25 protein-coding genes and 1 tRNA gene are annotated in these 24,140 nt (G+C 59.9%); 4 read left to right on the top strand and 22 right to left on the bottom strand.

The genetic code is table 11. The features are described 5' to 3' along the window. Nucleotides 1-446: 446 nt before the first annotated feature. Genes DFO48_RS07785 through DFO48_RS07775 form a run of 3 tightly spaced genes read left to right on the top strand, consistent with a single transcriptional unit; the run spans nucleotide 447 to nucleotide 2,164 of the window. Entirely contained in the window at nucleotides 447-836 is a 390-nt protein-coding gene (locus DFO48_RS07785) for a hypothetical protein (protein ID WP_003076477.1), read from the top strand. Beyond that, nucleotides 837-1,364 carry an RNA polymerase sigma factor gene (locus tag DFO48_RS07780; protein ID WP_114863023.1) on the top strand — a complete coding sequence of 176 codons (528 nt, stop codon included), beginning with the start codon at nucleotides 837-839 and terminating at the stop codon, nucleotides 1,362-1,364. 11 nt (nucleotides 1,365-1,375) lie between these two features. Beyond that, a complete protein-coding gene (locus DFO48_RS07775) occupies nucleotides 1,376-2,164 on the top strand; it encodes an anti-sigma factor (protein ID WP_114863124.1) in 789 nt (262 codons plus the stop codon). A gap of 45 nt (nucleotides 2,165-2,209) precedes the next feature. Here DFO48_RS07775 and DFO48_RS07770 read toward each other — a convergent pair whose 3' ends face one another. The 22 genes from DFO48_RS07770 to rpsO all read right to left on the bottom strand — a co-directional run bounded on the left by DFO48_RS07770 (nucleotide 2,210) and on the right by rpsO (nucleotide 22,866). Beyond that, nucleotides 2,210-2,722, bottom strand: coding sequence for a DUF1178 family protein (locus DFO48_RS07770; protein ID WP_003076484.1), 513 nt, complete (start codon nucleotides 2,720-2,722; stop codon nucleotides 2,210-2,212). 8 nt (nucleotides 2,723-2,730) lie between these two features. Next, the gene (locus tag DFO48_RS07765) at nucleotides 2,731-3,036 is read right to left on the bottom strand and encodes a DUF2818 family protein (protein ID WP_114863022.1); all 306 of its coding nucleotides are present in this window, start codon (nucleotides 3,034-3,036) and stop codon (nucleotides 2,731-2,733) included. Between the two features lie 56 nt (nucleotides 3,037-3,092). Further along, the gene (gene nuoN, locus DFO48_RS07760; RefSeq protein WP_003076488.1) at nucleotides 3,093-4,586 is read right to left on the bottom strand and encodes an NADH-quinone oxidoreductase subunit NuoN; all 1,494 of its coding nucleotides are present in this window, start codon (nucleotides 4,584-4,586) and stop codon (nucleotides 3,093-3,095) included. A gap of 24 nt (nucleotides 4,587-4,610) precedes the next feature. Beyond that, the gene (locus DFO48_RS07755) at nucleotides 4,611-6,086 is read right to left on the bottom strand and encodes an NADH-quinone oxidoreductase subunit M (protein WP_114863021.1); all 1,476 of its coding nucleotides are present in this window, start codon (nucleotides 6,084-6,086) and stop codon (nucleotides 4,611-4,613) included. A 16-nt stretch (nucleotides 6,087-6,102) separates the two neighbouring features. Beyond that, complete coding sequence (gene nuoL, locus DFO48_RS07750) at nucleotides 6,103-8,139, bottom strand: NADH-quinone oxidoreductase subunit L (RefSeq protein WP_199406960.1); 2,037 nt, start codon at nucleotides 8,137-8,139, stop codon at nucleotides 6,103-6,105. 30 nt (nucleotides 8,140-8,169) lie between these two features. Further along, nucleotides 8,170-8,478 (bottom strand): NADH-quinone oxidoreductase subunit NuoK, encoded by a 309-nt coding sequence (gene nuoK / locus DFO48_RS07745; protein ID WP_003057821.1) that lies wholly within the window; start codon nucleotides 8,476-8,478, stop codon nucleotides 8,170-8,172. Then, on the bottom strand, nucleotides 8,475-9,155 hold the full coding sequence (locus tag DFO48_RS07740; protein ID WP_003076492.1) for an NADH-quinone oxidoreductase subunit J: 681 nt from the start codon (nucleotides 9,153-9,155) through the stop codon (nucleotides 8,475-8,477). The genes nuoK and DFO48_RS07740 overlap by 4 nt, the downstream gene beginning before the upstream one ends. A 34-nt stretch (nucleotides 9,156-9,189) precedes the next feature. After that, nucleotides 9,190-9,699: an NADH-quinone oxidoreductase subunit NuoI gene (gene nuoI, locus DFO48_RS07735; RefSeq protein WP_003057824.1), complete on the bottom strand. Its 510-nt coding sequence runs from the start codon at nucleotides 9,697-9,699 to the stop codon at nucleotides 9,190-9,192. 11 nt (nucleotides 9,700-9,710) lie between these two features. Continuing rightward, nucleotides 9,711-10,787: an NADH-quinone oxidoreductase subunit NuoH gene (nuoH, locus tag DFO48_RS07730; protein ID WP_003057825.1), complete on the bottom strand. Its 1,077-nt coding sequence runs from the start codon at nucleotides 10,785-10,787 to the stop codon at nucleotides 9,711-9,713. Further along, entirely contained in the window at nucleotides 10,784-12,901 is a 2,118-nt protein-coding gene (gene nuoG / locus DFO48_RS07725) for an NADH-quinone oxidoreductase subunit NuoG (protein ID WP_114863019.1), read from the bottom strand. Before nuoG ends, nuoH begins: the two co-directional genes overlap by 4 nt. Nucleotides 12,902-12,924: 23 nt before the next feature. Continuing rightward, complete coding sequence (nuoF, locus tag DFO48_RS07720; RefSeq protein WP_114863018.1) at nucleotides 12,925-14,289, bottom strand: NADH-quinone oxidoreductase subunit NuoF; 1,365 nt, start codon at nucleotides 14,287-14,289, stop codon at nucleotides 12,925-12,927. Beyond that, complete coding sequence (gene nuoE / locus DFO48_RS07715; RefSeq protein ID WP_003057829.1) at nucleotides 14,286-14,777, bottom strand: NADH-quinone oxidoreductase subunit NuoE; 492 nt, start codon at nucleotides 14,775-14,777, stop codon at nucleotides 14,286-14,288. Before nuoE ends, nuoF begins: the two co-directional genes overlap by 4 nt. Continuing rightward, nucleotides 14,774-16,027: an NADH-quinone oxidoreductase subunit D gene (locus DFO48_RS07710; protein WP_003076498.1), complete on the bottom strand. Its 1,254-nt coding sequence runs from the start codon at nucleotides 16,025-16,027 to the stop codon at nucleotides 14,774-14,776. Before DFO48_RS07710 ends, nuoE begins: the two co-directional genes overlap by 4 nt. A 29-nt stretch (nucleotides 16,028-16,056) precedes the next feature. Further along, nucleotides 16,057-16,668, bottom strand: a complete 612-nt coding sequence (locus DFO48_RS07705) for an NADH-quinone oxidoreductase subunit C (RefSeq protein WP_114863017.1) — start codon at nucleotides 16,666-16,668, stop codon at nucleotides 16,057-16,059. A 9-nt stretch (nucleotides 16,669-16,677) separates the two neighbouring features. Then, nucleotides 16,678-17,157 (bottom strand): NADH-quinone oxidoreductase subunit B family protein, encoded by a 480-nt coding sequence (locus DFO48_RS07700; RefSeq protein ID WP_003057832.1) that lies wholly within the window; start codon nucleotides 17,155-17,157, stop codon nucleotides 16,678-16,680. Nucleotides 17,158-17,179: 22 nt separating this feature from the next. Next, nucleotides 17,180-17,539 (bottom strand): NADH-quinone oxidoreductase subunit A, encoded by a 360-nt coding sequence (locus DFO48_RS07695; RefSeq protein WP_003064381.1) that lies wholly within the window; start codon nucleotides 17,537-17,539, stop codon nucleotides 17,180-17,182. 74 nt (nucleotides 17,540-17,613) lie between these two features. After that, nucleotides 17,614-17,698 (bottom strand) — tRNA-Leu (locus DFO48_RS07690). A gap of 119 nt (nucleotides 17,699-17,817) precedes the next feature. Continuing rightward, nucleotides 17,818-18,201, bottom strand: a complete 384-nt coding sequence (gene secG, locus DFO48_RS07685) for a preprotein translocase subunit SecG (protein WP_114863016.1) — start codon at nucleotides 18,199-18,201, stop codon at nucleotides 17,818-17,820. A 57-nt stretch (nucleotides 18,202-18,258) separates the two neighbouring features. Then, complete coding sequence (gene tpiA, locus DFO48_RS07680) at nucleotides 18,259-19,005, bottom strand: triose-phosphate isomerase (RefSeq protein WP_114863015.1); 747 nt, start codon at nucleotides 19,003-19,005, stop codon at nucleotides 18,259-18,261. After that, on the bottom strand, nucleotides 19,002-20,009 hold the full coding sequence (locus DFO48_RS07675; RefSeq protein WP_034349079.1) for an NAD(P)H-quinone oxidoreductase: 1,008 nt from the start codon (nucleotides 20,007-20,009) through the stop codon (nucleotides 19,002-19,004). Before DFO48_RS07675 ends, tpiA begins: the two co-directional genes overlap by 4 nt. A gap of 132 nt (nucleotides 20,010-20,141) precedes the next feature. Then, on the bottom strand, nucleotides 20,142-22,394 hold the full coding sequence (gene pnp / locus DFO48_RS07670) for a polyribonucleotide nucleotidyltransferase (RefSeq protein WP_114863014.1): 2,253 nt from the start codon (nucleotides 22,392-22,394) through the stop codon (nucleotides 20,142-20,144). Nucleotides 22,395-22,599: 205 nt separating this feature from the next. After that, nucleotides 22,600-22,866 (bottom strand): 30S ribosomal protein S15, encoded by a 267-nt coding sequence (gene rpsO / locus DFO48_RS07665; protein WP_003057844.1) that lies wholly within the window; start codon nucleotides 22,864-22,866, stop codon nucleotides 22,600-22,602. A 597-nt stretch (nucleotides 22,867-23,463) separates the two neighbouring features. Between rpsO and DFO48_RS07655 the strand changes: the two genes are divergently transcribed. Beyond that, nucleotides 23,464-24,048 carry a GspH/FimT family pseudopilin gene (locus DFO48_RS07655; RefSeq protein WP_003076513.1) on the top strand — a complete coding sequence of 195 codons (585 nt, stop codon included), beginning with the start codon at nucleotides 23,464-23,466 and terminating at the stop codon, nucleotides 24,046-24,048. The last annotated feature ends 92 nt before the right edge of the window (nucleotides 24,049-24,140 follow it).

Raw genomic sequence — 24,140 nt, 5'->3', positions numbered from 1 at the left:
TAAAAAGCTTATGCCTTATATATATTGCGCTATCAATATTAATAAGACCGGGCGAAATACGTCCCCATGGCACAGCGCTCCCCAGATTGGCCCTGATGCCGTAAACCCTGAGTCGCTCAATTCCCACTGAAGTAACCAGGTTACTAGCCCAATGCCCGCAAATATGCTTGCTATTTGTCGCCCTGAAAAACCTGGGGCGACAAAGATCAACCGTATCGCTATTAATTTGAAAGCTTCTTACGCTTTACCTATATGAATTTCATATCCTTTTATCTTTGAAAACAATACCTATTGGTCGATAGAAGCTATCAAAATGTTTGGCCACCGGCGTAGAAAGCCATGCCCAAGATACCGGCTGCACTGCTCTTGAGTTCCTGCGTGAAAACGCATGGAATAAAACCCCGTGCAGAACTGTTTACTGCAGGTCAACCACAAGGAGAGACCTCATGTTTCGCATCGCTTCTCTGACGCTAGTTTCCGCCGCCCTGCTGGCGGCCTGCTCGACCGGCCCGGCCGCCCCGGCCAAGTCTCCTGCCACCACCCTCAACGGTGTGCTGGTAGGACCGACCCAGATGACTCTGTACGTCTTTGACAAGGATGCCGCAGGCTCCGGCAAAAGCGCCTGCAACGGCGGCTGCGCAACCAACTGGCCGCCTTTGATGGCCCCCGCGAATGCTGCGCCGATCGGCGACTGGAGCGTGGTGATGCGCGACGACGGCAGCAAGCAATGGGCTTACAAGGGCCGCCCCCTCTATCACTGGGTCAAGGATGCCAAGCCCGGCGACATGACGGGTGACGGCTTCCTCAACAATAGCTGGCATGTCGCCAAGCCTTGAGTGAAGGTCGACGCCGCCCTGGTCCATATTCCCCGCCTGCGCCGCTATGCGCGTGCGCTGGCGGGCGATGCCGCACTGGCAGACGATCTGGTGCAGGACACCCTGGAGCGCGCCTGCCAGAAGTGGGAGTTGTGGCAGCCGCCGGCCACCGCCTCGGTCGAGCAGGTGCAAAAGGCCTTGCTCAGCTGGCTGCTGACCTTGATGCACAACCTCTACGCCAATCAGTGGCAGCAGTCGTCACGGCATCGCATGGTGGTGCTTGACGAGGCGCAGGACACGCCTCACGACCCCATGCCCAGACTGACGCTGCAGCTGGATCTGGAGCGGGCCCTGTCCCATCTCACGCCGCAGGCACGCGAGGTGCTGCTGCTGATCGGCATGGAGCAGTTCAGTTATGGCGAAGCCGCGCAGATGCTGGGCGTTCCCGTGGGAACGGTGATGTCCCGCCTCTCGCGCGCCCGCGAGCAGCTCAGGCGCCTCATGGAAGGAGAAAGACCCGCGACGACCGTGTTGAGGGCTGTCAAATGAAGGAAAGTGCAATGACACCCCAGCGCCCCGATGAAACCACGCTGCATGCCTGGGTGGATGGAGAGTTGCAGCCCGATGCCGCTGCGGCCGTGGCGCAATGGCTGGCCGAACATCCCGAAGAGGCAGCGCGCATGGCCGCCATCCAGGCCCAGAACGCAGGCCTGCAGGCTCTGCATGCGCAATTGCTCGAAGAGCCGGTCCCGCCCCAGCTCATACGTACTCTGCAAAGGCCGGCGCTGCAGTGGCGCTGGCAACATGCGCTGGCCGCCGGCATCATGCTCAGCGTGGGCCTGGGACTGGGCTATGGCGCGGGCCGGCAGACCTCGGTTTCGCAGCCTGCCGCGACACTTGCGCAGCTGCCGGGATTTGTACGCGAGGCAGCGGCTGCCCATGCCGTCTATGTGCCTGAGCAGCGCCACCCCGTCGAGGTCGCGGTGCAACAGCAGGCGCATCTGGTGCAGTGGCTGTCCAAGCGGCTGGGCGTTGCGCTCAAGCCCCCGGTGCTGGAGGCCCAGGGCTTTCAACTCATGGGCGGGCGGCTGCTGCCCGGAGAGAGCGGCCAGGCCCGCGCCCAGTTCATGTACGAGGATCAGGCAGGCCAGCGCGTCACCCTGTATGTCTCGGTACTCAATCCCGAGACGGCAGCCGCTTCCGCCCCCGCCTCCTTTGAATGGAGCAGCGACGGCGCAAGCCATGGTTTCTACTGGATCGACGGCCAGCAAGGCTATGCCTTGAGCGCTTCCTTGCCGCGCGAGCGCCTGCAAACTCTGGCCAACGCGATCTATCAGCAACTGAGCTGAAGCGACAGCCCCAAGCGTCGAGCAAGGGAGAGTGAGGGTCTGGGCTTATTGCAGGCTGCCGCTGCCGCCCTCGCCGCTGGCCGACTCGGGCAAGGCCAGGGGCAGAACGCCAATGCCCTCTTCCAGCAGCTCCATGGCCTCCCGGGCACTGGTCTGGCCGCGAATGGCGCGCTCCTCGGTTTCGCCGTAGTGAATGCGGCGCGCCTCTTCGGCAAATTTCTTGCCAACATCCTCACTGCTTTGCGCGACCTTGCGCGACCACTGCATCCAGGCAGCCTGCATGGACTGCAGATGCGCGCGCGCTTCAGCACTGATTTCAGGGCTCGTGGCGGCAAGTGCCGGCGCTGCGGCAGGGGCCGACTGCAAGGTTTGGGAAGTTTTTGGCGGCTGTGCGCCCAGGTTGATGCGGGGGGCACTCAAGCGCTTGGTCACATCGCTGTCGCCACAGACAGGACACTCCACCAGCTGGCGCTGCAGCTGATTCTGAAAATCATCTTCCGAAGCAAACCAGCCTTCGAAGACATGGCCTGCTGGGCAGTGAAGATCAAGCACTTTCATGGCGCCACTCAACCCTTGCGGTGAACCAGATAGCGATAAACAAAGCCGGGAAATGCCAGCGTCAGGAACAGCGTAGCAGTGATGGCATAAAACTCCCAGCCTTGGGGAGATATCTGGCCGGCGCGGCGCTCCAGCAGCAAGCCCAGGCCACCCACCAGCAGATACAGGGCAATCATTTCCAGCAGACGCACCCACAGCGGCTTACGACCGGCCATGACGGGGCCGATGACGCCCAGACGCTGGTTGATAAAAGGCAAATTGGCTGCCACAAGGGCAGCCAAGATGATGAGCCAGATAGAGGCGGTTATAGACACAAAGCCATTCCTAGAAAAAGCGATGAGGGCATCGAGCCCTCATCACGTTCGTCTTATCAGGAAGCCAGGGCACGCACAACGGCGTCAGCGCACAAGGCCATCAGACCGCCGGGCAAGATACCCAGCAGCAGAACCAGCGCACCGTTGATCGTCAGCACAACGCGCACATCCAGAGGAGCAGACACGCTGGTAGCAGTGATTGGAGCATCAAAGTACATGACCTTGACCACGCGCAGGTAATAGAAGGCGCCGATCAGCGACATGATCACGGCATACACGGCCAGGCCGATGTACAGGCTGCTGCCCGAAGCGACCAGTGCCTGCAGCACGGACAGCTTGGCGTAGAAGCCGACCAGCGGAGGGATACCGGCCATGGAGAACAGGCAGATCGCCATCACGCCGGCGTACAGCGGGCTGCGCTGGTTCAGGCCGGCCAGATCGGCGATCTCTTCGCTTTCAAAGCCTTCACGGGCCAGCAGCAGGATCACGCCGAAGGAAGCCAGGGCGGTCAGCACATAGGTCACGATGTAGAACATCGCCGAGCTGTAGGCGTTTTCGACAGTGGCAGGATCGACCTTGCCGTCCACCACACCCGACATCAGACCCAGCAGCACAAAGCCCATCTGGGAAATCGTCGAGTAAGCCAACATGCGCTTGAGGCTGGTCTGCTGCAGACCGGCCAGGTTACCGATGAGCAGCGAGCAGACGGCCAGAACCATCAGCATCTGCTGCCAGTCGATGGCCAGCGGCAGCAGGCCGTCCACCAGCAGGCGGATGGTCATGGCAAAGGCAGCCAGCTTGGGCGCGCCGCCGATCAAGGCGGTGATGGCAGTAGGTGCACCCTGGTAAACGTCGGGCACCCACATGTGGAAGGGAACCACACCCAGCTTGAAGGCCAGACCGGCAACCACGAAGACCAGACCGAAGACCAGCACCTGGTGCTTGATTTCACCGGAATTGATGGCCTTGAAGACTTGTCCGATATCCAGCGAACCGGTGGCGCCGTAGAGCATGGACATCCCATACAGCAGGAAGCCGGAAGCCATGGCACCCAGAACGAAGTACTTCATGGCGGCTTCGACGGACACGGTGTGGTCGCGGCGCAGGGCCACCAGCGCATAGCTGGACAGGGTCAGCAACTCCAGGCCCAGATACAGGACCAGGAAGTTGTTGCCGCTGATCATGATGAACATGCCCAGCAGGGCCAGCATGGACAGCGTGAAGAACTCACCGCCACGCAGCATGTCGCGCTCGGCCGCATAAGGGCGACCGTAGACCATGGTAATCATCACGGCGATGGTGGCAAAGCACTTGAGCCAGTTGCCCATGGCGTCCGAGACAACCATGTTGCCCCAGCCGTAGAAGGTATTGCCGCTTGCGGCGTACATGCCTTGCATCACCGCCACGACAAGCAGGGTGAGCATGGTCAGAACATAGGTGCCGGTGCGACGGGCACTATTGATGCCCAGGTCCACCAAGGCAATGACGCAGGCCATGACCAGGAGTGTGATCTCCGGGTAGATCGCCAGCCAGCTGATGTTGTCAATCATCTCGTGTCTCTCGTTTCAGTCTGGTCAGTTGAGCTTGCTCACAGCCACATGCTTGATGAGCTCTGCCACAGACACATCCATCACATCGGTGAAGGGCTTGGGATACAGACCCATGACCAGCACGGCCGCGGCCAGCAGGCCCAGCACCAGGAATTCGCGGCAGTTGATGTCCTTGAGCTCAGCCACATGGTCGTTGGCCACATCACCCAGGTACACGCGCTTGTACATCCACAGGGTGTAGGCAGCGCCGAAGATCAGAGCAGTTGCAGCGCCCAGACCAATCCAGAAGTTGTATTGCACGGCACCCAGGATCACCATCCACTCGCCGACGAAACCGGCAGTTGCAGGAAGACCGCAGTTGGCCATGGCGAACAGCAGGGCAAAGGCAGCGAACTTGGGCATGGTGTTGACCACACCGCCGTAAGCGGCGATTTCGCGCGAGTGAACGCGGTCGTACAGCACGCCGATGCACAGGAACATGGCGCCGGACACGAAACCGTGGGCAATCATCTGCACCAGGCCACCGGAGATGCCCAGGTTGTTGAACATGAAGAAGCCCAGGGTCACAAAGCCCATGTGAGCCACGGACGAATAAGCCACCAGCTTCTTCATGTCCTTTTGCACCAGGGCCACGACGCCCACGTAGATCACGGCAATCAGCGACAGCGTGATCATCAGGCCCGACCACTCATGCGCCGCATCGGGGGCAATGGGCAGAGAGAAGCGCAGGAAACCATAGGCACCGAGCTTCAGCATGATGGCGGCCAGCACGGCGGAGCCGCCGGTAGGGGCTTCAACGTGAACGTCGGGCAACCAGGTGTGGACCGGGAACATGGGCACCTTCACCGCAAAAGCGGCGAAGAAGGCGAAGAAGATCAGCGTCTGTGCGGTACCGGACAGAGGCAGCTTGTGCCAGTCCAGGATCTCGAAGCTGCCGCCCGACTGGGTGTACAGATAGATCAGAGCGACCAGCGTGAGCAGCGAGCCCATCAAGGTGTACAGGAAGAACTTGAAGGCTGCGTAGATCTTGTTCGGACCACCCCAGATACCAATGATCAGATACATCGGGATCAGAGTCGCTTCGAAGAATACGTAGAACAGCATGCCGTCCAGAGACGCGAACACACCGATCATCAGACCCGACAGGATCAGGAAAGCGGCCATGTACTGGTTGACGCGCTCGGTGATGTTGGTCCAGGAGGCGATCACCACGATGACGGTGATGAAGGCCGTCAGCGGCACAAACCACATGGAGATGCCATCCACGCCCAGGTGGTAGTGGATATTGAAGCGCTCAATCCAGAGCGCGTTCTCCACAAACTGCATATTGGCAGTCGTGGTGTCGAAGCCGGTGACCAGAGGAATGGTCACCGCAAAACCGATCAGCGCACCGATCAGTGCCAGCCAGCGCACCGCGTTGGCCTGCCCTTCTTTGCTGAAGGCCAGCAGGAGGGCGCCAAAAGCAATCGGCACCCAGATAGAAAGACTCAACAAACCCATTTTTGTTCTTCCCCTACTACTTGTTGAGCCACACGAAGTACGTCATGAGGGCAACGATACCCAGCAGCATGACCAACGCGTAGTGATAGAGATAGCCTGTTTGCAGGCCGCGCACCCACTGGCCGAACTTGGCCATGAGCTTCCAGGAGCCGTTCACGATGGCGCCATCGATGATGGCCTGATCGCCGGCCTTCCAGAAGAAGGTACCGAAGGCACGGGAGCCGCGGGCGAAGATGTTCTCGTACACCCAGTCCACGCCGTACTTGCCTTCCAGAACCTGGTAGAGACCAATCTTCTTGGAGAAAGCCATGATGGCAGCAGGAATCTCGGGCTTGACCATGTAGAACACATAGGACACCACCACACCGGCCAGAGCCAGCCAGAACGGTGCGGCCGTGAAGCCGTGCAGCGCCATGGGCACCCAGCCGTGGATCTTCTCGGCCAGTTCGGCCATGGCGCCATGCTTGGAGCCATCGACGTGGATCACGCCCTTGAAGAAGTCGCCAAACAGCATGGGCATCAACGCAATCGCACCGATCACCACCGAAGGAATGGCCAGCAGCACCAGAGGACCGGTCACCACCAGAGGCGACTCGTGGGGCTTGGCATCATGGCCATGGCCGTGGTCGTCATGACCGTGGTGGTCATCATGGTGGGCATCGGGGTTCTGGTCGTAGCGCTCCTTGCCGTGGAAGACGATGAAGTACAGACGGAAGGAGTAGAAAGCCGTGATGAACACACCAGCCAGCACTGCAAAATTGGCAAAGCCGGCAGCAGGCAGGTTGGAAGCATGAACCGCCTCGATGATCGCATCCTTGGAGTAGAAGCCCGAGAAGAACGGCGTGCCGATCAGCGCGAGGTTACCCAGCAGGAAGGTGATCCAGGTGATGGGCATGTACTTGCGCACGCCGCCCATCCAGCGGATGTCCTGATTGTGGTGCATGCCCATGATGACGGAGCCGGCACCGAGGAACAGCAGCGCCTTGAAGAAGGCGTGGGTCATCAGGTGGAACACAGACACCGAGTAGGCCGACACACCCAGAGCGATGGTCATATAGCCCAGCTGGGACAGCGTGGAGTACGCGATCACGCGCTTGATGTCGTTCTGGATGATGCCCAGGATACCCATGAACAGCGCTGTGATGGAGCCGATCACCAGGATGAAGTTCAGCGCAACATCCGACAGCTCATACAGAGGAGACATGCGCGACACCATGAAGATACCGGCCGTCACCATGGTCGCCGCGTGAATCAGCGCGGAGATAGGTGTAGGGCCTTCCATGGAGTCCGGCAGCCAGGCGTGCAGCGGGAACTGGGCCGACTTGCCCATCGCGCCGATGAACAGGCAGATGGCAGTCACGGTCACCAGCAACCAGCCCGTACCGGGCAGCTGGGTGTTCTGGATCTCGGGCAGCTTGGCGAAGATTTCAGAGTAGTTCAGAGTGCCGGTGTAGGCAGCGATCAGGCCGATACCCAGAATGAAGCCGAAGTCACCCACGCGGTTGACCAGGAAGGCCTTCAGGTTCGCGAAGATGGCCGTGGGCTTCTTGTAGTAAAAGCCGATCAGCAGATAGGACACCAGACCCACGGCTTCCCAGCCGAAGAACAGCTGCAGCAGGTTGTTGCTCATCACGAGCATCAACATGGAGAAGGTGAACAGCGAGATATAGGAGAAGAAACGGTTGTAGCCGTCATCCTCTTCCATGTAGCCCATGGTGTAGATGTGAACCATCAGCGACACAAAGGTCACCACGCACATCATCATGGCCGTGATGGAGTCGATCAGGAAACCGACTTCCATCTTCAGGCCACCGACAACCATCCAGGTGTAGATGGTTTCGTTGAACTTTGCGCCGTCGAAAACGACAGCCTGGAACGTGAGGGCCGACAGAACGAAGGCCAGGAGCACGCTCAGAATCGTCAGGGAACTGCTGCCGGTGCGACCAATCTTGTTGCCGCCAAAGGCCGTGCCCCAGATACCCGCGAGTGCGGAGCCGACCAGCGGTGCCAAAGGCACCGCAAGCAGCATGGATGCAGAAAGGGTTTGACTCATTTCTTGAGAACCTTGCAAGTTACGGCGGACTCAACCCTTGAGGGCGTTGAGATCTTCCGCATCGATGCTTGTCTTGTTACGGAACAGCAGCACCAAGATCGCCAGACCGATGGCCGACTCAGCAGCAGCCACTGTCAGGATGAAAAACACGAACACCTGGCCGTGCATGTCGCCCAGATAGCTGGAAAACGCGACAAAGTTCATGTTCACAGCCAGCAGCATCAGCTCGATGGCCATGAGCAAGACGATCAGGTTCTTGCGGTTCAGAAAGATGCCAACCACGGAGAGTGCAAACAGCATGGCACCCAGCGTCAGGAAGTGGCCCAAAGTCAGCGTCATGCTTTTGTCTCCACAGCAGGCGCTGCAGCCGCGGCTTCAGCGTCAGGTTTTTGTGCAGGCTTGGTGCTGTCGACCTTGACCAGCTTGATGCGGTCAGAGGCGCGTACACGAATTTGATCTGCAGGGTTCATGGCCTTGCTGTCCTTGCGCTTGCGCAGCGTCAGGGCAATGGCGGCAATCATGGCCACCAGCAGGATCACGGCCGCGATTTCCACGGGATACAGATATTCCGTGTACAGCAGCTTGCCCAGAGCCTGTGTGTTCGAGTAAGGAACGGTCTGGCCGGCGGCATTGACCATGGTCGCACCAACAGCCTTGGCGTCTTCGACGTCGCCGAAACCGCCCATCAGCACCATGCCCATTTCAAAGGCGATCAGCACACCGATCAGGGCGGCGAACGGGAAATGCTTCCAGAAGCCGCGGCGCATGGAGTCGATACGGATATCGAGCATCATCACCACGAACAGGAACAGCACCATCACAGCGCCCAGATAGACCAGCACCAGAGCGATGCCGAGGAATTCAGCCTTGAGCAGCAGCCAGATGGCAGCTGCTTGCGAGAAGGCCAGAATCAGATTGAGCACGGCGTGCACAGGGTTGCGAGCCGTGACAACCCGGAAGGCTGCAAACAGCAGCACGACCGAGAACAGATAGAAAAAACCAGTTTTGGCGTCCATGGATCGAATCTTTTCAAGTGATCAAGGAGCCGCTTCAGCGGTACTTGGCATCTGCCGCCTTGTTGGCAGCGATCTCGGCTTCATAACGGTCACCCACTGCCAGGAGCATGTCCTTGGTGAAGTAGAGATCACCGCGCTTTTCGCCGTGGTATTCGAAGATGTGCGTCTCCACGATGGAGTCCACCGGGCAGCTTTCTTCGCAGAAGCCACAGAAGATGCACTTGGTCAGATCGATGTCGTAGCGCGTGGTACGGCGCGAGCCGTCGTCACGCACATCGGACTCGATGGTGATGGCCATGGCAGGGCACACGGCTTCGCAAAGCTTGCAGGCAATGCAGCGCTCTTCGCCGTTTTCGTAACGGCGCAGGGCGTGCAGACCACGGAAGCGTGGCGACTGAGGTGTTTTTTCCTCAGGGAACTGCACCGTGATCTTGCGACGGAAGGTGTAGCGGCCAGTCAGGGCCATGCCCTTGGCCAGTTCCCAGAGCATGAAGCTCTTGAGGAAATCCTTGAAGGAGAAAGGTGTTGCAGCTACTGCAGACATACGTACTCCGCTTATTTCCAGATGTTCCAGGGCGAGTACAGCCAAGCACCCACAACCACCAGCCACACCAGGGTGACGGGAATGAAGATCTTCCAACCCAGACGCATGATCTGGTCATAACGGAAGCGCGGGAAGGTAGCGCGAATCCAGATGAAGCACGACACCACCAGGAAGGTCTTGATCGCCAGCCAGATCCAACCGGGGATGAAACCCAGGAAGTCGAACGGAGGCAACCAGCCGCCCAGGAACATGATCACGGCCAGGATGGAGACCAGCCACATGCTCGCGTATTCGGCCAGGAAGAAGACCGCAAAGCCCATGCCCGAGTACTCGACCATGTGACCGGCCACGATTTCGGCTTCGCCTTCGACCACGTCAAACGGGTGACGGTTGGTTTCGGCAACGACCGAGATCAGGTAGACGATGAAGATGGGCAGCAGCGGCAGCCAGTTCCAGGACAGGATGCTCATGCCCATGGATGCGAACTGGCCTTGACCCTGGCTCATCACGATGGCGGAGAGGTTCATGCTGCCCGTGACCATGATGACCACCAGGAAACAGAAGCCCAACGCGATTTCGTAGCTCACCATCTGAGCGGAGGCACGCAGTGCGCCCAGGAAGGCGTACTTGGAGTTGGAAGCCCAGCCCGCAATGATCACGCCATAGACTTCGATGGAAGTGATGGCCATCAGCAGCAGCAGACCCGCGTTCACGTTGGCCAGGGCCACATCGGGGGCAAAGGGAATCACCACCCAGGCTGCCAGGGCCGGCATGATGGCCATGACGGGACCCACATAGAACAGGCCCTTGGCAGCTGCCGTGGGCTGAATCAGTTCCTTGGTCAGCAGCTTCAGGCCGTCAGCCAGAGGCTGCAGCAGACCCGAGGGGCCCACGCGGTTGGGGCCCAGACGGATTTGCATGAACCCCAGCAGCTTGCGTTCCCACAGTGTGAGGTAGGCCACGGCACCCATCAGGGGAGCCACGATGGCCACGATGCCGAGCAGAATCCAGATGACAGGCCAGGCCACATCGGTCCAGAAAGGAGCGGCGGACAGGCCCGCGCCCCAGGCTTTCAATGCGTCGATCATGCGGCGCCTCCCTCACGAACCTGACGAGCGTCAGCCGTCAATTGCAGCGACGTAGCGCGGCGCACGATGCTGTCGAGCTGGTAAATGCTGGCGACTGCAGGCGCAGTCACATTGCCGGCGGGCACTGCACTCACGGCCCGAGCCGCGTTGCTCAGCACATTGGCGGGCACTTGGGCAGCGCCGCCAGTGGCCTCAGCCAGCACGTCTTGCGACGTTTCATAGTCCACGCCCTGAACACCCATCAGATTGGCCAGCACGCGCAGCACCTTCCATGCGGGACGCGTGTCGGCCAGAGGCTTGACCACGGCATGGAAGCTCTGCAGACGGCCTTCGGCGTTGACGAAGCTGCCCGAGGTTTCCGTGAACGGAGCAATGGGCAACAGCACATCGCTGAATTCCAGGTTGGCCTTGAAGGGGCTCAGTGTCACCACCATCTCGGCCTTGTTCAGACCGGCGATGGCGGCCTTGCCGGCAGCGCTGTCGAACTCGGGCTCGTTGTTCAGCAAGATGGCAGCCTTCAGGCCACCATCAATCATCTGAGCAGCATTCAGACCGTTGCCAGCAGGCATGGCCTTGACCCATTGCGCGCCCACGGTGTTGGCGGCTTCGGTCAGATAGCCCACGGCGGCGCCAGTCTGCTCGGCAACCCAGCTGGCCAGAGCCAGCAGTGCGGAAGCCTGAGCATGGTGCGCTGCGGCATTGCCCAGCAGTACGGCCTTTTGCTCGCCGGCCAGCAGGGCAGCGGCAATCGCCTTGGCTTCGTCATGGACCTGACCTGCCACGGGGGCCGAGACACCCTTGGCTTCGGCTACGGCGGCGGCCACATCGGCCAGGGCCTGAGCCCAGTCGCCGGCAGCGACCACCGATGCGTTGACGGGCAAGGCCCAGTCATAGACGCGATCGTTGATGGCGAAGACCTTGCAGCCCTTCTTGGCGGCCTGGCGAATGCGCTGCGCGAACAGCGGATGATCCTTGCGCAGGTTGGAGCCCACGATCAGAGCCGACTGCAGATTGCTCATTGCAGCAATGGGCAGACCCAGCCACTGCACGCCTTGCGTGGCAGCGAACTCGGCATTGCGCAGACGGTAGTCAATGTTCTCGCTGCCGATGCCGCGCACCAGCTTGCCGGCCAGGAACAGCTCTTCCACCGTGCTGTGCGGGCTGACCAGAGCACCGATGGCGCTGGCGCCATGGTTGTTCTTGATCTGCTGCAGGCCGTTGGCCACATATTCCAGAGCGGTCTGCCAGTCGACTTCCTTCCACTCGCCGCCCTGCTTGAGCATGGGCTTGGTGAGGCGTTCGTCGCTGTTCAGCGCTTCGTAGGAGAAGCGGTCGCGGTCGGCAATCCAGCATTCGTTGACTTCTTCGTTCTCGAAGGGCACAACGCGCATGACCTTGTGGTTCTTGACCTGAACGATCAGGTTGGAACCTGTGGAGTCGTGCGGAGCCACCGACTTGCGGCGCGACAGCTCCCAGGTACGGGCGCTGTAGCGGAAGGGCTTGCTGGTCAACGCGCCCACGGGGCAGATGTCGATCATATTGCCCGACAGCTCGGAGTCCACGCTATCACCCACCACGGTGGTGATCTCGGAATGCTCGCCGCGATGAATCATGCCCAGTTCCATGACGCCGGCCACTTCCTGGCCAAAGCGCACGCAACGTGTGCAGTGAATGCAGCGGCTCATTTCCTCCATGGAAATCAGCGGCCCCACGTTCTTGTGGAACACCACGCGCTTTTCTTCTTCGTAGCGCGAAGAGCTGCTGCCATAACCCACTGCCAGATCCTGGAGCTGGCATTCGCCGCCCTGGTCGCAGATGGGGCAGTCCAGCGGGTGATTGATGAGCAGGAACTCCATCACCGACTGTTGTGCCTTGATGGCCTTTTCGCTCTTGGTGCGCACGATCATGCCCTGCGTCACTGGCGTGGCGCAGGCGGGCATGGGCTTGGGAGCCTTTTCCACATCCACAAGGCACATGCGGCAGTTGGCCGCAATGGATAGCTTCTTGTGGTAGCAGAAGTGAGGAATATAGGTGCCGGCCTTCTCGGCTGCATGCATGACCATGCTGCCTTCCGTCACCTCGACCTTTTTTCCGTCCAGTTCAATTTCAACCATATGCTTGTCTCGCGATCAGGCGCTTATGCTGCCTGTTTGGAAGCGTTCTGGATCTTCGCTTCGAACTCGTGGCGGAAGTGCTTGATCATGGCGCGAACCGGCATGGCTGCCGCGTCGCCGAGCGCACAGATCGTGCGGCCCATGATGTTCACGGATACCGAGTCCAACAGCTCGATATCTTCCGGACGGCCTTCGCCGTGCTGAATACGGTTCACCACGCGCCACAGCCAGCCCGTGCCTTCACGGCATGGCGTGCACTGGCCGCAGGACTCGTGCGAATAGAAGTACGACAGACGCAGCAGGCACTCGACCATGTCGCGCGAATCATCCATCACGATCACGGCACCCGAGCCCAGCATGGAGCCGGCCTTGGAGATGGAGTCATAGTCCATCGTGCAGTCCATGATGATGTCGGCAGGCAGCACGGGCGACGAAGAGCCGCCGGGGATCACAGCCTTGAGCTTGCGACCGGTGCGCACACCGCCCGCCAGTTCCAGCAGCTTGCTGAAAGGCGTGCCCATGGGAACTTCGTAGTTGCCTGGCAGGTTCACGTCGCCGCTGACTGAGAAGATCTTGGTGCCGCCGTTGTTGGGCTTGCCGCATTCCAGGTAGGCCTGACCACCGTTGCGGATGATCCAGGGAACGGCCGCAAAAGTCTCGGTGTTGTTGATGGTCGTGGGCTTGCCGTACAGACCGAAGCTGGCGGGGAATGGCGGCTTGAAGCGGGGCTGGCCCTTCTTGCCTTCCAGCGATTCCAGCAGCGCGGTTTCTTCTCCGCAGATATAGGCACCAAAGCCATGGTGGGCATGCAGCTGGAAGCTGAAGCTGCTGCCCAGGATGTTGTCACCCAGGTAGCCGGCAGCGCGGGCCTCTTCCAGGGCCGCCTCGAAGCGATCATAGACTTCGAAGATTTCACCGTGGATGTAGTTGTAGCCGATGCTGATGCCCATCGCGAAAGCGGCAATGATCATGCCTTCGATCACGATGTGCGGGTTGAACATCAGGATGTCGCGGTCCTTGCAGGTACCAGGCTCGCCCTCGTCGGAGTTGCAGACCAGGTGCTTCTGACCGGGGAACTGGCGGGGCATGAAGCTCCACTTCAGACCCGTGGGGAAGCCCGCACCACCACGGCCACGCAGGCCGGATTCCTTGAGCGTTGCGATGACCTGATCTTGCGTCAGACCTTCGCTGCCGTCCTTGCCCAGCAGCTTGCGCAGAGCCTGATAGCCGCCGCGTGCTTCGTAGTCCTTGATGGACCAGTTGCTGCCGTTCAGATCCGCATAGATCTGGGGGTTGATGTGACGGTCGTGGAAGCAGGTCTCGTTGCCGGTCGATGCGAACTTGGCCAGCACGGCATTGGCGGCAGGATTGTTCAGAATCGTGCTCATGCCTTGCCCTCCGCTGCGCGCAGGCCGTCGACCAGCTCGTCGAGCTTTTCATTGCTCATGAAGCTGCACATGCAACGGTCGTTGACCAGCATCACGGGCGAATCGGCGCAGGCGCCCAGGCACTCGGACTGCTGCAGCGTGAACAGGCCGTCCTTGGTGGTCTCGCCCATCTTGATGCCCAGCTTGTGCTCCAGGTGGTGCAAGGCCTTGTAGCCATCGCGCAGCTGGCATGGCAGATTGGTGCAGACATTGAGCTTGTACTTACCAACGGGTTGCTGGTTGTACATGTTGTAGAAAGTGGTGACTTCGTGCACCGCAATCTCGGCCATGCCCAGGACTTCGGCAATCACTGCCTCGCTTTCCTGGCTGACCCAGCCCTGCTCCTGCTGCACGATAGACAGGCAAGCCATGACGGCAGACTGCTTCTGGTCAGCCGGATACTTTGCCACCTCACGCGCAAAGCGTTCTCTGGTCGCTTCGGTAATCATCGGTCAACGTCTCCAAACACGATGTCCAGGGTACTGAGCACCATCACGGCGTCAGCCAGCATATGGCCACGGCTCAGTTCATCGAGAGCAGCCATGTGCGCAAATCCTGGTGGACGAATCTTCAGTCGATAGGGCTTGTTGGCACCATCGCTGATCAAATAAATGCCGAACTCACCCTTGGGATGCTCGACGGAAGCATAAGCCTCGCCTTCGGGAACCTTGAAGCCTTCGGTAAAGAGCTTGAAGTGGTGAATCAGCTCTTCCATGTTGGACTTCATGGCTTCACGGCTGGCGGGCGCAACCTTGTGATTGTCCGTGATCACCGGGCCGGGATTGACACGCAGCCAGTCCACGCATTGCTTGATGATCTTGTTGGACTCGCGCATCTCAGCCATGCGAACCAGATAGCGGTCGTAGCAGTCGCCCGTGGCACCCACCGGAATATCGAAGTCCAGCTTGTCGTAGACCTCGTAGGGCTGGGTCTTGCGCATGTCCCAGGGTAGGCCCGAGGCACGCAGCATGGGACCGGTCAGACCCAGATTGATGGCGCGCTCTGCAGACACCACACCGATGCCGACGTTACGCTGCTTCCAGATACGGTTGTCGGTCAGCAGGGTTTCGTACTCGTCCGCGCACTTGGGGAAGCGCTGCGTGAAAGCGTCGATGAAGTCCAGCAGCGAGCCCTTGCGGTCTTCGTTCATGGCCTCCATGGAGCGCACATTGCGCACCTTGCTGGCCTTGTACTGAGGCATGCTGTCGGGCAGATCGCGGTACACGCCACCGGGACGGAAGTAGGCCGCGTGCATGCGCGCACCCGAGACGGCTTCGTACATGTCCATCAGCGCTTCACGCTCGCGGAAGCTGTAGATCAGGATGGTCGAGCTGCCGGCATCGTTGCCCGAGGAACCCAGCCACATCAGGTGATTCATGATGCGGGTGATTTCCGAGAACATCACGCGGATGTACTGGGCGCGGATGGGCACTTCGATGCCCATCAGTTTTTCAATGGCCAGGCAGTAAGCGTGCTCGTTGCTCATCATCGAGCAGTAATCCAGGCGGTCCATATAGGGCAGCGACTGGATATAGGTCTTGCTTTCGGCCAGTTTTTCGGTCGCGCGGTGCAGCAGACCGATGTGCGGGTCGGCGCGCTGCACCACTTCGCCATCGAGCTCCAACACCAGACGCAGCACACCGTGCGCTGCCGGGTGCTGCGGACCAAAGTTCAGGGAATAGTTCTTGATTTCAGCCATGGTCTTCCGTCAAAAGGCGACGTGCGCCTTTAGTGCAGGCCTCCGCCGTAGTTTTCTTCACGAATGATGCGCGGCGTGATTTCGCGCGGCTCGATCGTGACGGGCTGGTACACCACACGTTGCTGTTCGGCGTCGTAGCGCATTTCCACGTGGCCGGACAGAGGGAAATCCTTGCGGAACGGATGGCCGATGAAGCCATAGTCGGTCAGGATGCGACGCAGGTCTTCGTGACCTTCGAACACAATGCCGAACAGATCGAAGGCTTCGCGCTCGAACCAGTTGGCCGAGTTCCAGATGGGGTTGATCGAGGCCACCACGGGGAAGTCGTCATCCGCGCAGTACACACGCACACGCAGGCGCTGGTTCAGCGTCAGGGACATCAGGTGGGATACAACGGCAAAACGCGGACCGTCCTTGCCGACTTCCGCATAAGTGGAGTAGTCCACGCCGCACAGATCCAGCAGCATCTCGAACTGGCAATCCGGACCATTGCGCAGAATCTGCATCACGTCCAGATACTTGTCAGCGGATACCTCCACCGTCACTTCGCCATAGGCCAGAGTGACAGAGCGCACCTTGTCACCCAAGGCAGCAGTAACCACATCCCGAAGCTTTTCGGGGTGAATAGCAATTGCAGTCATCTCAGCCCTTTAAACGCGAGCGATGGTGTGGGTACGACGAATCTTCTGCTGCAGCTGGATGATGCCGTAGATCAGCGCTTCCGCTGTCGGAGGGCAACCAGGCACATAGACGTCGACGGGAACAATGCGATCGCAACCGCGCACCACCGAGTAGCTGTAGTGATAATAACCACCACCATTGGCACAGGAGCCCATGGAGATGACCCAGCGCGGCTCGGACATCTGGTCATAGACCTTGCGCATCGCGGGAGCCATCTTGTTGCACAGCGTACCGGCAACAATCATCAGGTCAGAGTGGCGGGGGCTGGCACGGAACACTTCGGAGCCGAAGCGACCGATGTCATAGCGGGCAGCAGCTGCGTGCATCATCTCCACCGCACAGCAGGCCAGGCCAAACGTCATGGGCCAGATCGACCCTGTCTTGGCCCAGTTCACCACCGTGTCATAACTGGTGGTGACGAAGCCTTCCTTCATCACGCCTTCGATCATCGTGTTTCCTCAGAAAAGCTGCTTATTCCCAATCCAGGGCGCCTTTTTTCCACTCGTAGGCAAAGCCCACGACCAGAATGGCCAGGAAAATCAGGACAGCAACAAAACCCACGCCGCCGACATCTTTGAGTGCGACAGCCCAGGGCAGCAGAAATGCGATTTCCAAGTCGAACAGAATGAACAGGATGGCGACCAGGTAGTAGCGCACATCAAACTTCATTCGAGCGTCTTCAAACGCCTCGAAACCGCATTCGTAGGGGGAGTTCTTGGCAGCATCAGGGCGGTTTGGACCCAGCACGTAGCCGAGCACCAGGGGTACAACACCCACAGCCATGCCAATAAGAATGAACAGAAGAACGGGAAGGTACTGATCGATGTTCATCGAGTGGGCCTTGTTATGAAAACATGCCTCACCGATCACTGCCTGATCAGCAGGGCAGGTTTTTAGTTATGTGTTGGTGCCGTCGGCGAGACTCGAACTCGCACAGCTTTCGCCACTACCCCCTCAAGATAGCGTGTCTACCAATTCCACCACGACGGCTTCGTCTCAAAGTCCGGCAATCTCTGGAACCTTCATTGCAAAGATTCTGATCCCCAGACAATCCCTAGATTCTAGCCTGAAAAACCCCACTCTTCGGGGTTCTTCAGGATTTTCTCAAATTATTTTGTTGGGATCTGGGCTGCACCCTCTGCAGGAGCAGCAGGAGGCACGGCGGCATCACCAGTAGTTGCAGGCGGCACGGAGGCAGCAGGCGCAGGAGCCGACACAGGAGCGCCCTCAAGCACGCTGCCCGAGCTCACCGGACGGGCATTGCCCAGATAAGCCAGTGCCAATGTCGCAACAAAGAACACCGTGGCCAGAGCCGCCGTGGAACGCGACAGGAAGTTGGCACTGCCCGAGGCGCCAAACAGGCTGCCCGACGAACCACTGCCAAAGGAAGCCCCCATATCGGCACCCTTGCCGTGCTGCATGAGGATGAGGCCGATCATGCCCAGAGCGGCCAGCATCTGGACCGCGAGAATGACGCTGGAAAAGACGTTCATATCAAAACCTAAAAGTCTGAATCATTGCGCACCGCACCGAAGTGCGGCGCAGACGAATTATTGCGCTGCCGCAATAATGGTGAGGAAATCCGGAGCCTTGAGAGCCGCGCCACCGATCAGGCCGCCGTCAATATCGGCCTGAGCCAGCAGCTGCGCCGCATTGCCTGCATTCATGCTGCCGCCATAAAGCAGGGGCACGCGATCAGCCTTGTCGCTGGCCGCCGCCAGCTGCGCCCGCAGCACGGCATGCACCTGCTGGGCCTGCTCGGGAGTGGCAGTCTTGCCGGTGCCTATGGCCCAGACAGGCTCATAGGCAACGACCAGCTCGCTCACACAGTGGCCGACCTGATGAATCACGGCTGCCAGCTGACGCTTGACCACCGCCTCGGTCTGACCTGCCTCACGCTCCGCCAGGGTCTCGCCCACGCAGACTATGGGCGTGATGCCCTTGGCCAGCGCGGCCTGAGCCTTGCCAGCCACCACGGCATCGGTCTCGCCATGATACTGACGACGCTCGGAGTGACCGACCAGCGCATAGCGCACGCCGAACTCCTTGAGCATGGCGGCCGAAACCTCGCCCGTGAATGCACCCTGCTCGTGCTGGGACACATCCTGCGCGCCCACACCAATGGCGGCACCCGCAAGTTCCGCCTGGACCTGAGCCAGATAGGGCGCAGGAGCAGCCACAGCCACAGCCGCCTTGTTGTCAGCAGGCAAGCCCTGCTTGATGGCCTGCAGCAAAGCGGCATTGGCAGCCAGGCTGCCGTTCATCTTCCAGTTGCCAACAATGAGTTTTTGCTTCATGTTTCCCAAGTCAAAACGATTTTTCCGGTGTGCTGGCTGGATTCCATCAGCGCATGAGCCTGCGCCGCATCAGCAGCATCGAATTCACGATAGATGGCCGGGCGCACCTTGCCGGACTCCAGCAGAGGCCAGACATTGCGCTTGAGCGCCTCGGCGATCGCCGCCTTGAAGGCCACGGAGCGCGGGCGCAACGTGGAGCCGGTCACGGTCAGTCGCTTGCGCAGCACCAGACCGGCATCGAACTCGGCCTTGACGCCGCCCTGCACCGCGATGATGACCAGACGGCCATCAGGAGCCAGGCATTGGACTTCGCGCGCCACATAGCTGCCGGCGACCATGTCGAGGATGACGTTGACGCCCTCGCCCGCCGTGATGCGCTGCACTTCTGCCGCAAAATCCTGCGTCTTGTAGTTGATGGCGTGATCGGCACCGAGCTTGAGGCAGTCATCACACTTGGCATCACTGCCTGCCGTGACAATGACCGTCGCGCCCCAGGCCTTGGCCAGCTGAATCGCCGTCACGCCAATGCCGCTGCTGCCGCCCTGCACCAGCAAGGTTTCGCCGGGCTGCAGAGCCCCCCGGTCAAACACATTGCTCCAGACCGTGAAAAAGGTCTCGGGCAAGGCAGCCGCCTGCACGTCGCTGAAGCCCGCAGGCACCGGCAGGCACTGGTCCACGGGCGCAGCGCAGAAGCTCGCATAGCCGCCACCGGCCACCAGCGCGCAGACGCGGTCGCCAAGCTTGAAGCCCGCCTTGGCCATGGCCGCCTCGTCGCCCGCCACGATCACACCCGCCACCTCCAGCCCCGGAAGATCGGAGGCTCCGGCAGGCGGTGCGTAATGACCTTTGCGCTGCAGCACATCAGGGCGATTGATGCCGCTTGCGGCAACGCGAATCAGCACCTCCCCCTCGGCCGCCACCGGCATGGGACGTACACCCATGCGCAGCACGTCTGGCGCACCATAGCTGGTGATTTCCACCGCTCGCATTGTGTTGGCTTCCATAGTCAGGCTTTGCTTCATCTAAGAAATCAGGCTCAAGCGCTTACGAAAAAAAACGCTGGCAGCTACAAAATCAGGATCAACCAGCAAACGACAAAACAGGAGACCGCCTCACGGCGGACTCCTGCTCAGCCATTACTGCTGCTGTTGCTGCTGCTCGTCAGCGGCTGCGCGGCTTTCGCGCGGCTCGCGGTTCTCGCGGGGTTCGCGATTCTGACGGGGAGCACGTTCGCGGTACTCGCGATCGCCACGGGGTTCACGCGGCTCGCGGGGCTCGCGCTCGGGCATGCCGGCGGGACGCTCGGTCAGCGCCTTCATGGACAGCTTGACACGACCCTTGTCGTCGGTCTCCAGAACCTTGACCTTCACCACTTGACCTTCTTGCAGATAGTCGGTGACCTTTTCCACGCGCTCGTGAGCGATCTGGCTGATGTGCAGCAGACCGTCCTTGCCGGGCAGCAGATTGACCAGGGCACCGAATTCCAGGATCTTGACGATGGGACCTTCGTAGATCTTGCCGATCTCGACTTCGGCCGTGATCTGCTCGATGCGCAGCTTGGCGGCTTCGGCCTTGGCGCCGTCGGTGGCGGCGATGGTGATGGTGCCGTCTTCCTCGATGTTGATCTGGGTGCCGGTCTCTTCGGTCAGCGCACGGATGGTGGCACCGCCCTTGCCGATCACGTCACGGATCTTCTCGGGGTTGATCTTCATGGTGTAGAGCTTGGGCGCGAAGCTGGAGACTTCAGTCTTGGCTTCGCCCATGGCTTCCTGCATCTTGCCCAGGATGTGCATGCGCGCTTCCTTGGCCTGAGCCAGGGCGACTTGCATGATTTCCTTAGTGATGCCCTGGATCTTGATGTCCATCTGCAGGGCAGTGATACCGTTGGTGGTACCGGCCACCTTGAAGTCCATGTCACCCAGGTGATCTTCGTCACCCAGGATGTCGGTCAGCACGGCGAACTTGTTGTCTTCCTTGATCAGACCCATGGCGATACCGGCCACATGCGCCTTCATGGGCACGCCGGCGTCCATCATGGACAGGCAGCCGCCGCAGACCGAAGCCATGGATGAGGAACCGTTGGACTCGGTGATTTCCGACACCACGCGGATGGTGTAGGGGAACTCTTCCTTGGTCGGCAGGCAAGCGGCCAGAGCGCGCTTGGCCAGACGGCCGTGGCCGATTTCACGGCGCTTGGTCGAACCCATGCGGCCCACTTCGCCGGTGGCAAAGGGAGGCATGTTGTAGTGGAACAGGAAGCGGTCTTCGAACTCGCCAGCCAGCGCGTCGATCTTCTGAGCGTCGCGCTCGGTACCCAGAGTGGAGATCACCAGGGCCTGGGTTTCACCACGCGTGAACAGCGCGGAGCCGTGAGTGCGGGGCAGCACGGAGTTGCGGATCTCGATGGGACGCACGGTACGGGTGTCGCGGCCGTCGATACGGGGCTCTCCCGCCAGGATCTGCGAACGCACGATGCCGGCTTCGATATCGAACAGCATGCCTTCAACCTTGACGCCGTCGAACGCCACGCCTTGCTCGGTCAAGGCAGCCTTGACGTCGGCGTAGGCTGTGCGGCAAGCCAGGGTACGCACCTGCTTGTTGCGCTCCTGGTAAGCGGCGCGCAGCTTGGCTTCGCCCAGCTCGACCACCTTGGCGATCAGCGCTTCGTCCTTGGCAGGAGCAGTCCAGTCCCATGCGGGCTTGCCGCCTTCACGCACCAGGTCATGGATGGCGTCAATAGCGATCTTGCCTTGCTCGTGGCCGAACACCACGGCGCCCAGCATCACTTCTTCAGGCAGTTGCAGGGCTTCGGATTCCACCATCAGCACGGCGGATTCGGTACCGGCAACGACCAGATCCATCTGCGAATCCTTGCGCAGGGTCTGACCGGGGTTCAGCACGTATTCGCCATTGATGTAACCCACACGGGCTGCACCGATAGGGCCGTTGAAAGGCAGGCCCGACACTGCCAGGGCAGCGGAGACAGCAATCATGGCAGCGATGTCGGCGTCGACTTCGGGGTTCAGCGAAATGGTGTGGATGACCACATGCACGTCGTTGTAGAAGCCTTCGGGGAACAGGGGACGGATGGGACGGTCGATCAGACGCGAGGTCAGAGTCTCCAGCTCGGAAGGTTTGGCTTCGCGCTTGAAGAAGCTGCCGGGGATCTTGCCGGCGGCATAGGTCTTCTCGATGTAGTCAACGGTCAGAGGGAAGAAGTCCTGGCCGGCCTTGGCGATCTTGGAACCCACGACAGTGGCCAGCACCACGGTGTCGTCGATGTTGACCAGCACGGCGCCGGAGGCCTGGCGGGCGATTTCGCCGGTTTCCATGGTGACCGTATGCTGGCCCCACTGGAAAGTCTTGGTAACTTTGTTGAACATGGTCATATTGACTCCTTTATGAATAGCTGGATGCGCTCATCCAGCCTTGATTTGGAGTGCAAACAGAACACGATGCCATTCCAGTGCTGCGCTACGTGCTACAAATAGTGCAGCACTGGAATGACACAGCTTCGCTCTGTTTTGCGAACTCCGAAGTAAAAAACGCCTGAGCTAGGCAATCTAACTCAGGCGTTTCGATCTTTCACTGTGCTTACTTGCGCAGGCCCAGCTTGGCGATCAGTGCTGTGTAGCGGTCAGCGTCCTTGGACTTCAGGTAGTCCAGCAGCTTGCGGCGACGGCTCACCATGCGCAGCAGACCGCGACGACCGTGGTGGTCCTTGGCGTTAGCCTTGAAGTGGGGAGTCAGTTCGTTGATGCGAGCTGTCAGCAGAGCCACTTGCACTTCGGGGCTACCAGTGTCGTTTTCGGAACGAGCATTGGCCTTGACAACTTCAGCCTTCTTATCGGCAGCGATCATTTTGTTTTCCTTAGGATTTGGCACTCAGCGGGGAGCACCTTGGTTACTTGCGCCAAGACTGGAAAGGCCTCAGCGTGCGTCTTGCACCATGCAAAACCCGGCGATTATATCAAGAGGCGATTTATCCCCCATGCAATAGCACGACTAGGCACAAGACCAAGGCTGGCAAACCCGCTTGCCCGCTCCTGAGCAAGGCTCGGACAATGCGCCCATCACCTCCAGCCAGGGATCTGAAATGACCAGCTTTCCTCGACGCTATTCATTTGCCAGCCTCTGCACTGCGGCCCTCATGGTCTTCGCACTCGCAGATCAGCCAGCACTCGCAGCCAATGCAGGCCAACGCAAGCCCAAAGCAGCCAAGAAGCAAAGCAGCAAGGTCAAGATCCAGAACACCCGGAGCAGCTCGGAAGAAACTACAGCCGAACGCGATAGACGGCTGTATCGGGAATGCCAGGGAAGACCCAACTCCGGGGCATGCGCCGGGTATGCCTACCCACCTTCCGGCCGCCGCCGCTGAAAACAACCACCGATCTCCCCATCAAGACCACTCATCCAGTCACAAAGCATTCGGCACGCAACGAAACGTAATATGCCAGCATGCTCAACCTGCCCCTCATTCGTCGCCATTTTTCCAGAGGCTTCACCGCCATTGAACTCATGGTCACGGTTGCCATTCTGGCCGTTTTGGCCGGCATTGCCGCACCCAGCTTCAATCCAATCATTGAACGCTGGCGAGTGCGCCAGGCATCCGAGGAGTTGCAGTCCACGTTTTACTTTGCGCGCTCCGAAGCCATCAAGCGCGGCGGCAATGTGACTATTTTACGCAGCGGTGATGGCGGAGGCTGCACAGCAGTGGGCACAGACACCAGCCTCTGGAGCTGCGGCTGGATTGTGTTTGCCGACTTGAACAGTAACGGCGCGCAGGATAACAACGAAGACACATTGCAGACCGCGCCTGCCCCTAACAAGGTAAGCGTGCAGTTCACCAATACCAGCGATGCCAAGCTGACCGACCCGATCAAGGTTGACCGCTGGGGAAGATTCTCAAGCACGAATGCTGCCATCGATTTCGCTTTTCGACTGACCCCCAAGAATGGCAGTGCTGCCAACGCATCCTCAATCTGCATCAACAGCAGCGGGCGTATCAAGCGACTCGAATCTGCAACCGGCTCATGCAGTTAACCAAGCGAACAGGATCATTGGGCTGTGGCACAGGCCCGCCCTCAACGAGGAGTCTGCATGTACCCCTGCTTCAACAACGCCCCGCATCTCGC

It is taken from the genome of Comamonas sp. AG1104 (genome assembly GCF_003350425.1).
GTDB lineage: Bacteria > Pseudomonadota > Gammaproteobacteria > Burkholderiales > Burkholderiaceae_C > Comamonas > Comamonas testosteroni.
Note: the sequence above shows the minus strand (reverse complement) of the source record. Positions and strands in the feature narration are given on the sequence as shown.

Excerpts from the sequence above, each read along its gene's own strand:
- DFO48_RS07710 (WP_003076498.1), bottom strand. The coding sequence starts at position 16,027 with ATGGCTGAAATCAAGAACTATTCCCTGAACTTTGGTCCGCAGCACCCG.
- DFO48_RS07700 (WP_003057832.1), bottom strand. The coding sequence starts at position 17,157 with ATGATCGAAGGCGTGATGAAGGAAGGCTTCGTCACCACCAGTTATGAC.
- DFO48_RS07770 (WP_003076484.1), bottom strand. The coding sequence starts at position 2,722 with ATGAAAGTGCTTGATCTTCACTGCCCAGCAGGCCATGTCTTCGAAGGC.
- DFO48_RS07655 (WP_003076513.1), top strand. The coding sequence starts at position 23,464 with ATGCTCAACCTGCCCCTCATTCGTCGCCATTTTTCCAGAGGCTTCACC.
- secG (WP_114863016.1), bottom strand. The coding sequence starts at position 18,201 with ATGAACGTCTTTTCCAGCGTCATTCTCGCGGTCCAGATGCTGGCCGCT.
- DFO48_RS07675 (WP_034349079.1), bottom strand. The coding sequence starts at position 20,009 with ATGGAAGCCAACACAATGCGAGCGGTGGAAATCACCAGCTATGGTGCG.
- DFO48_RS07785 (WP_003076477.1), top strand. The coding sequence starts at position 447 with ATGTTTCGCATCGCTTCTCTGACGCTAGTTTCCGCCGCCCTGCTGGCG.
- nuoE (WP_003057829.1), bottom strand. The coding sequence starts at position 14,777 with ATGATTACCGAAGCGACCAGAGAACGCTTTGCGCGTGAGGTGGCAAAG.
- rpsO (WP_003057844.1), bottom strand. The coding sequence starts at position 22,866 with ATGATCGCTGCCGATAAGAAGGCTGAAGTTGTCAAGGCCAATGCTCGT.
- nuoN (WP_003076488.1), bottom strand. The coding sequence starts at position 4,586 with ATGATTGACAACATCAGCTGGCTGGCGATCTACCCGGAGATCACACTC.
- pnp (WP_114863014.1), bottom strand. The coding sequence starts at position 22,394 with ATGACCATGTTCAACAAAGTTACCAAGACTTTCCAGTGGGGCCAGCAT.
- nuoI (WP_003057824.1), bottom strand. The coding sequence starts at position 9,699 with ATGTCTGCAGTAGCTGCAACACCTTTCTCCTTCAAGGATTTCCTCAAG.
- DFO48_RS07775 (WP_114863124.1), top strand. The coding sequence starts at position 1,376 with ATGACACCCCAGCGCCCCGATGAAACCACGCTGCATGCCTGGGTGGAT.
- nuoH (WP_003057825.1), bottom strand. The coding sequence starts at position 10,787 with ATGATCGACGCATTGAAAGCCTGGGGCGCGGGCCTGTCCGCCGCTCCT.
- DFO48_RS07705 (WP_114863017.1), bottom strand. The coding sequence starts at position 16,668 with ATGACTGCAATTGCTATTCACCCCGAAAAGCTTCGGGATGTGGTTACT.
- tpiA (WP_114863015.1), bottom strand. The coding sequence starts at position 19,005 with ATGAAGCAAAAACTCATTGTTGGCAACTGGAAGATGAACGGCAGCCTG.
- nuoL (WP_199406960.1), bottom strand. The coding sequence starts at position 8,139 with ATGAGTCAAACCCTTTCTGCATCCATGCTGCTTGCGGTGCCTTTGGCA.
- nuoF (WP_114863018.1), bottom strand. The coding sequence starts at position 14,289 with ATGAGCACGATTCTGAACAATCCTGCCGCCAATGCCGTGCTGGCCAAG.
- DFO48_RS07695 (WP_003064381.1), bottom strand. The coding sequence starts at position 17,539 with ATGAACATCGATCAGTACCTTCCCGTTCTTCTGTTCATTCTTATTGGC.
- DFO48_RS07740 (WP_003076492.1), bottom strand. The coding sequence starts at position 9,155 with ATGGACGCCAAAACTGGTTTTTTCTATCTGTTCTCGGTCGTGCTGCTG.
- nuoG (WP_114863019.1), bottom strand. The coding sequence starts at position 12,901 with ATGGTTGAAATTGAACTGGACGGAAAAAAGGTCGAGGTGACGGAAGGC.
- nuoK (WP_003057821.1), bottom strand. The coding sequence starts at position 8,478 with ATGACGCTGACTTTGGGCCACTTCCTGACGCTGGGTGCCATGCTGTTT.
- DFO48_RS07755 (WP_114863021.1), bottom strand. The coding sequence starts at position 6,086 with ATGGGTTTGTTGAGTCTTTCTATCTGGGTGCCGATTGCTTTTGGCGCC.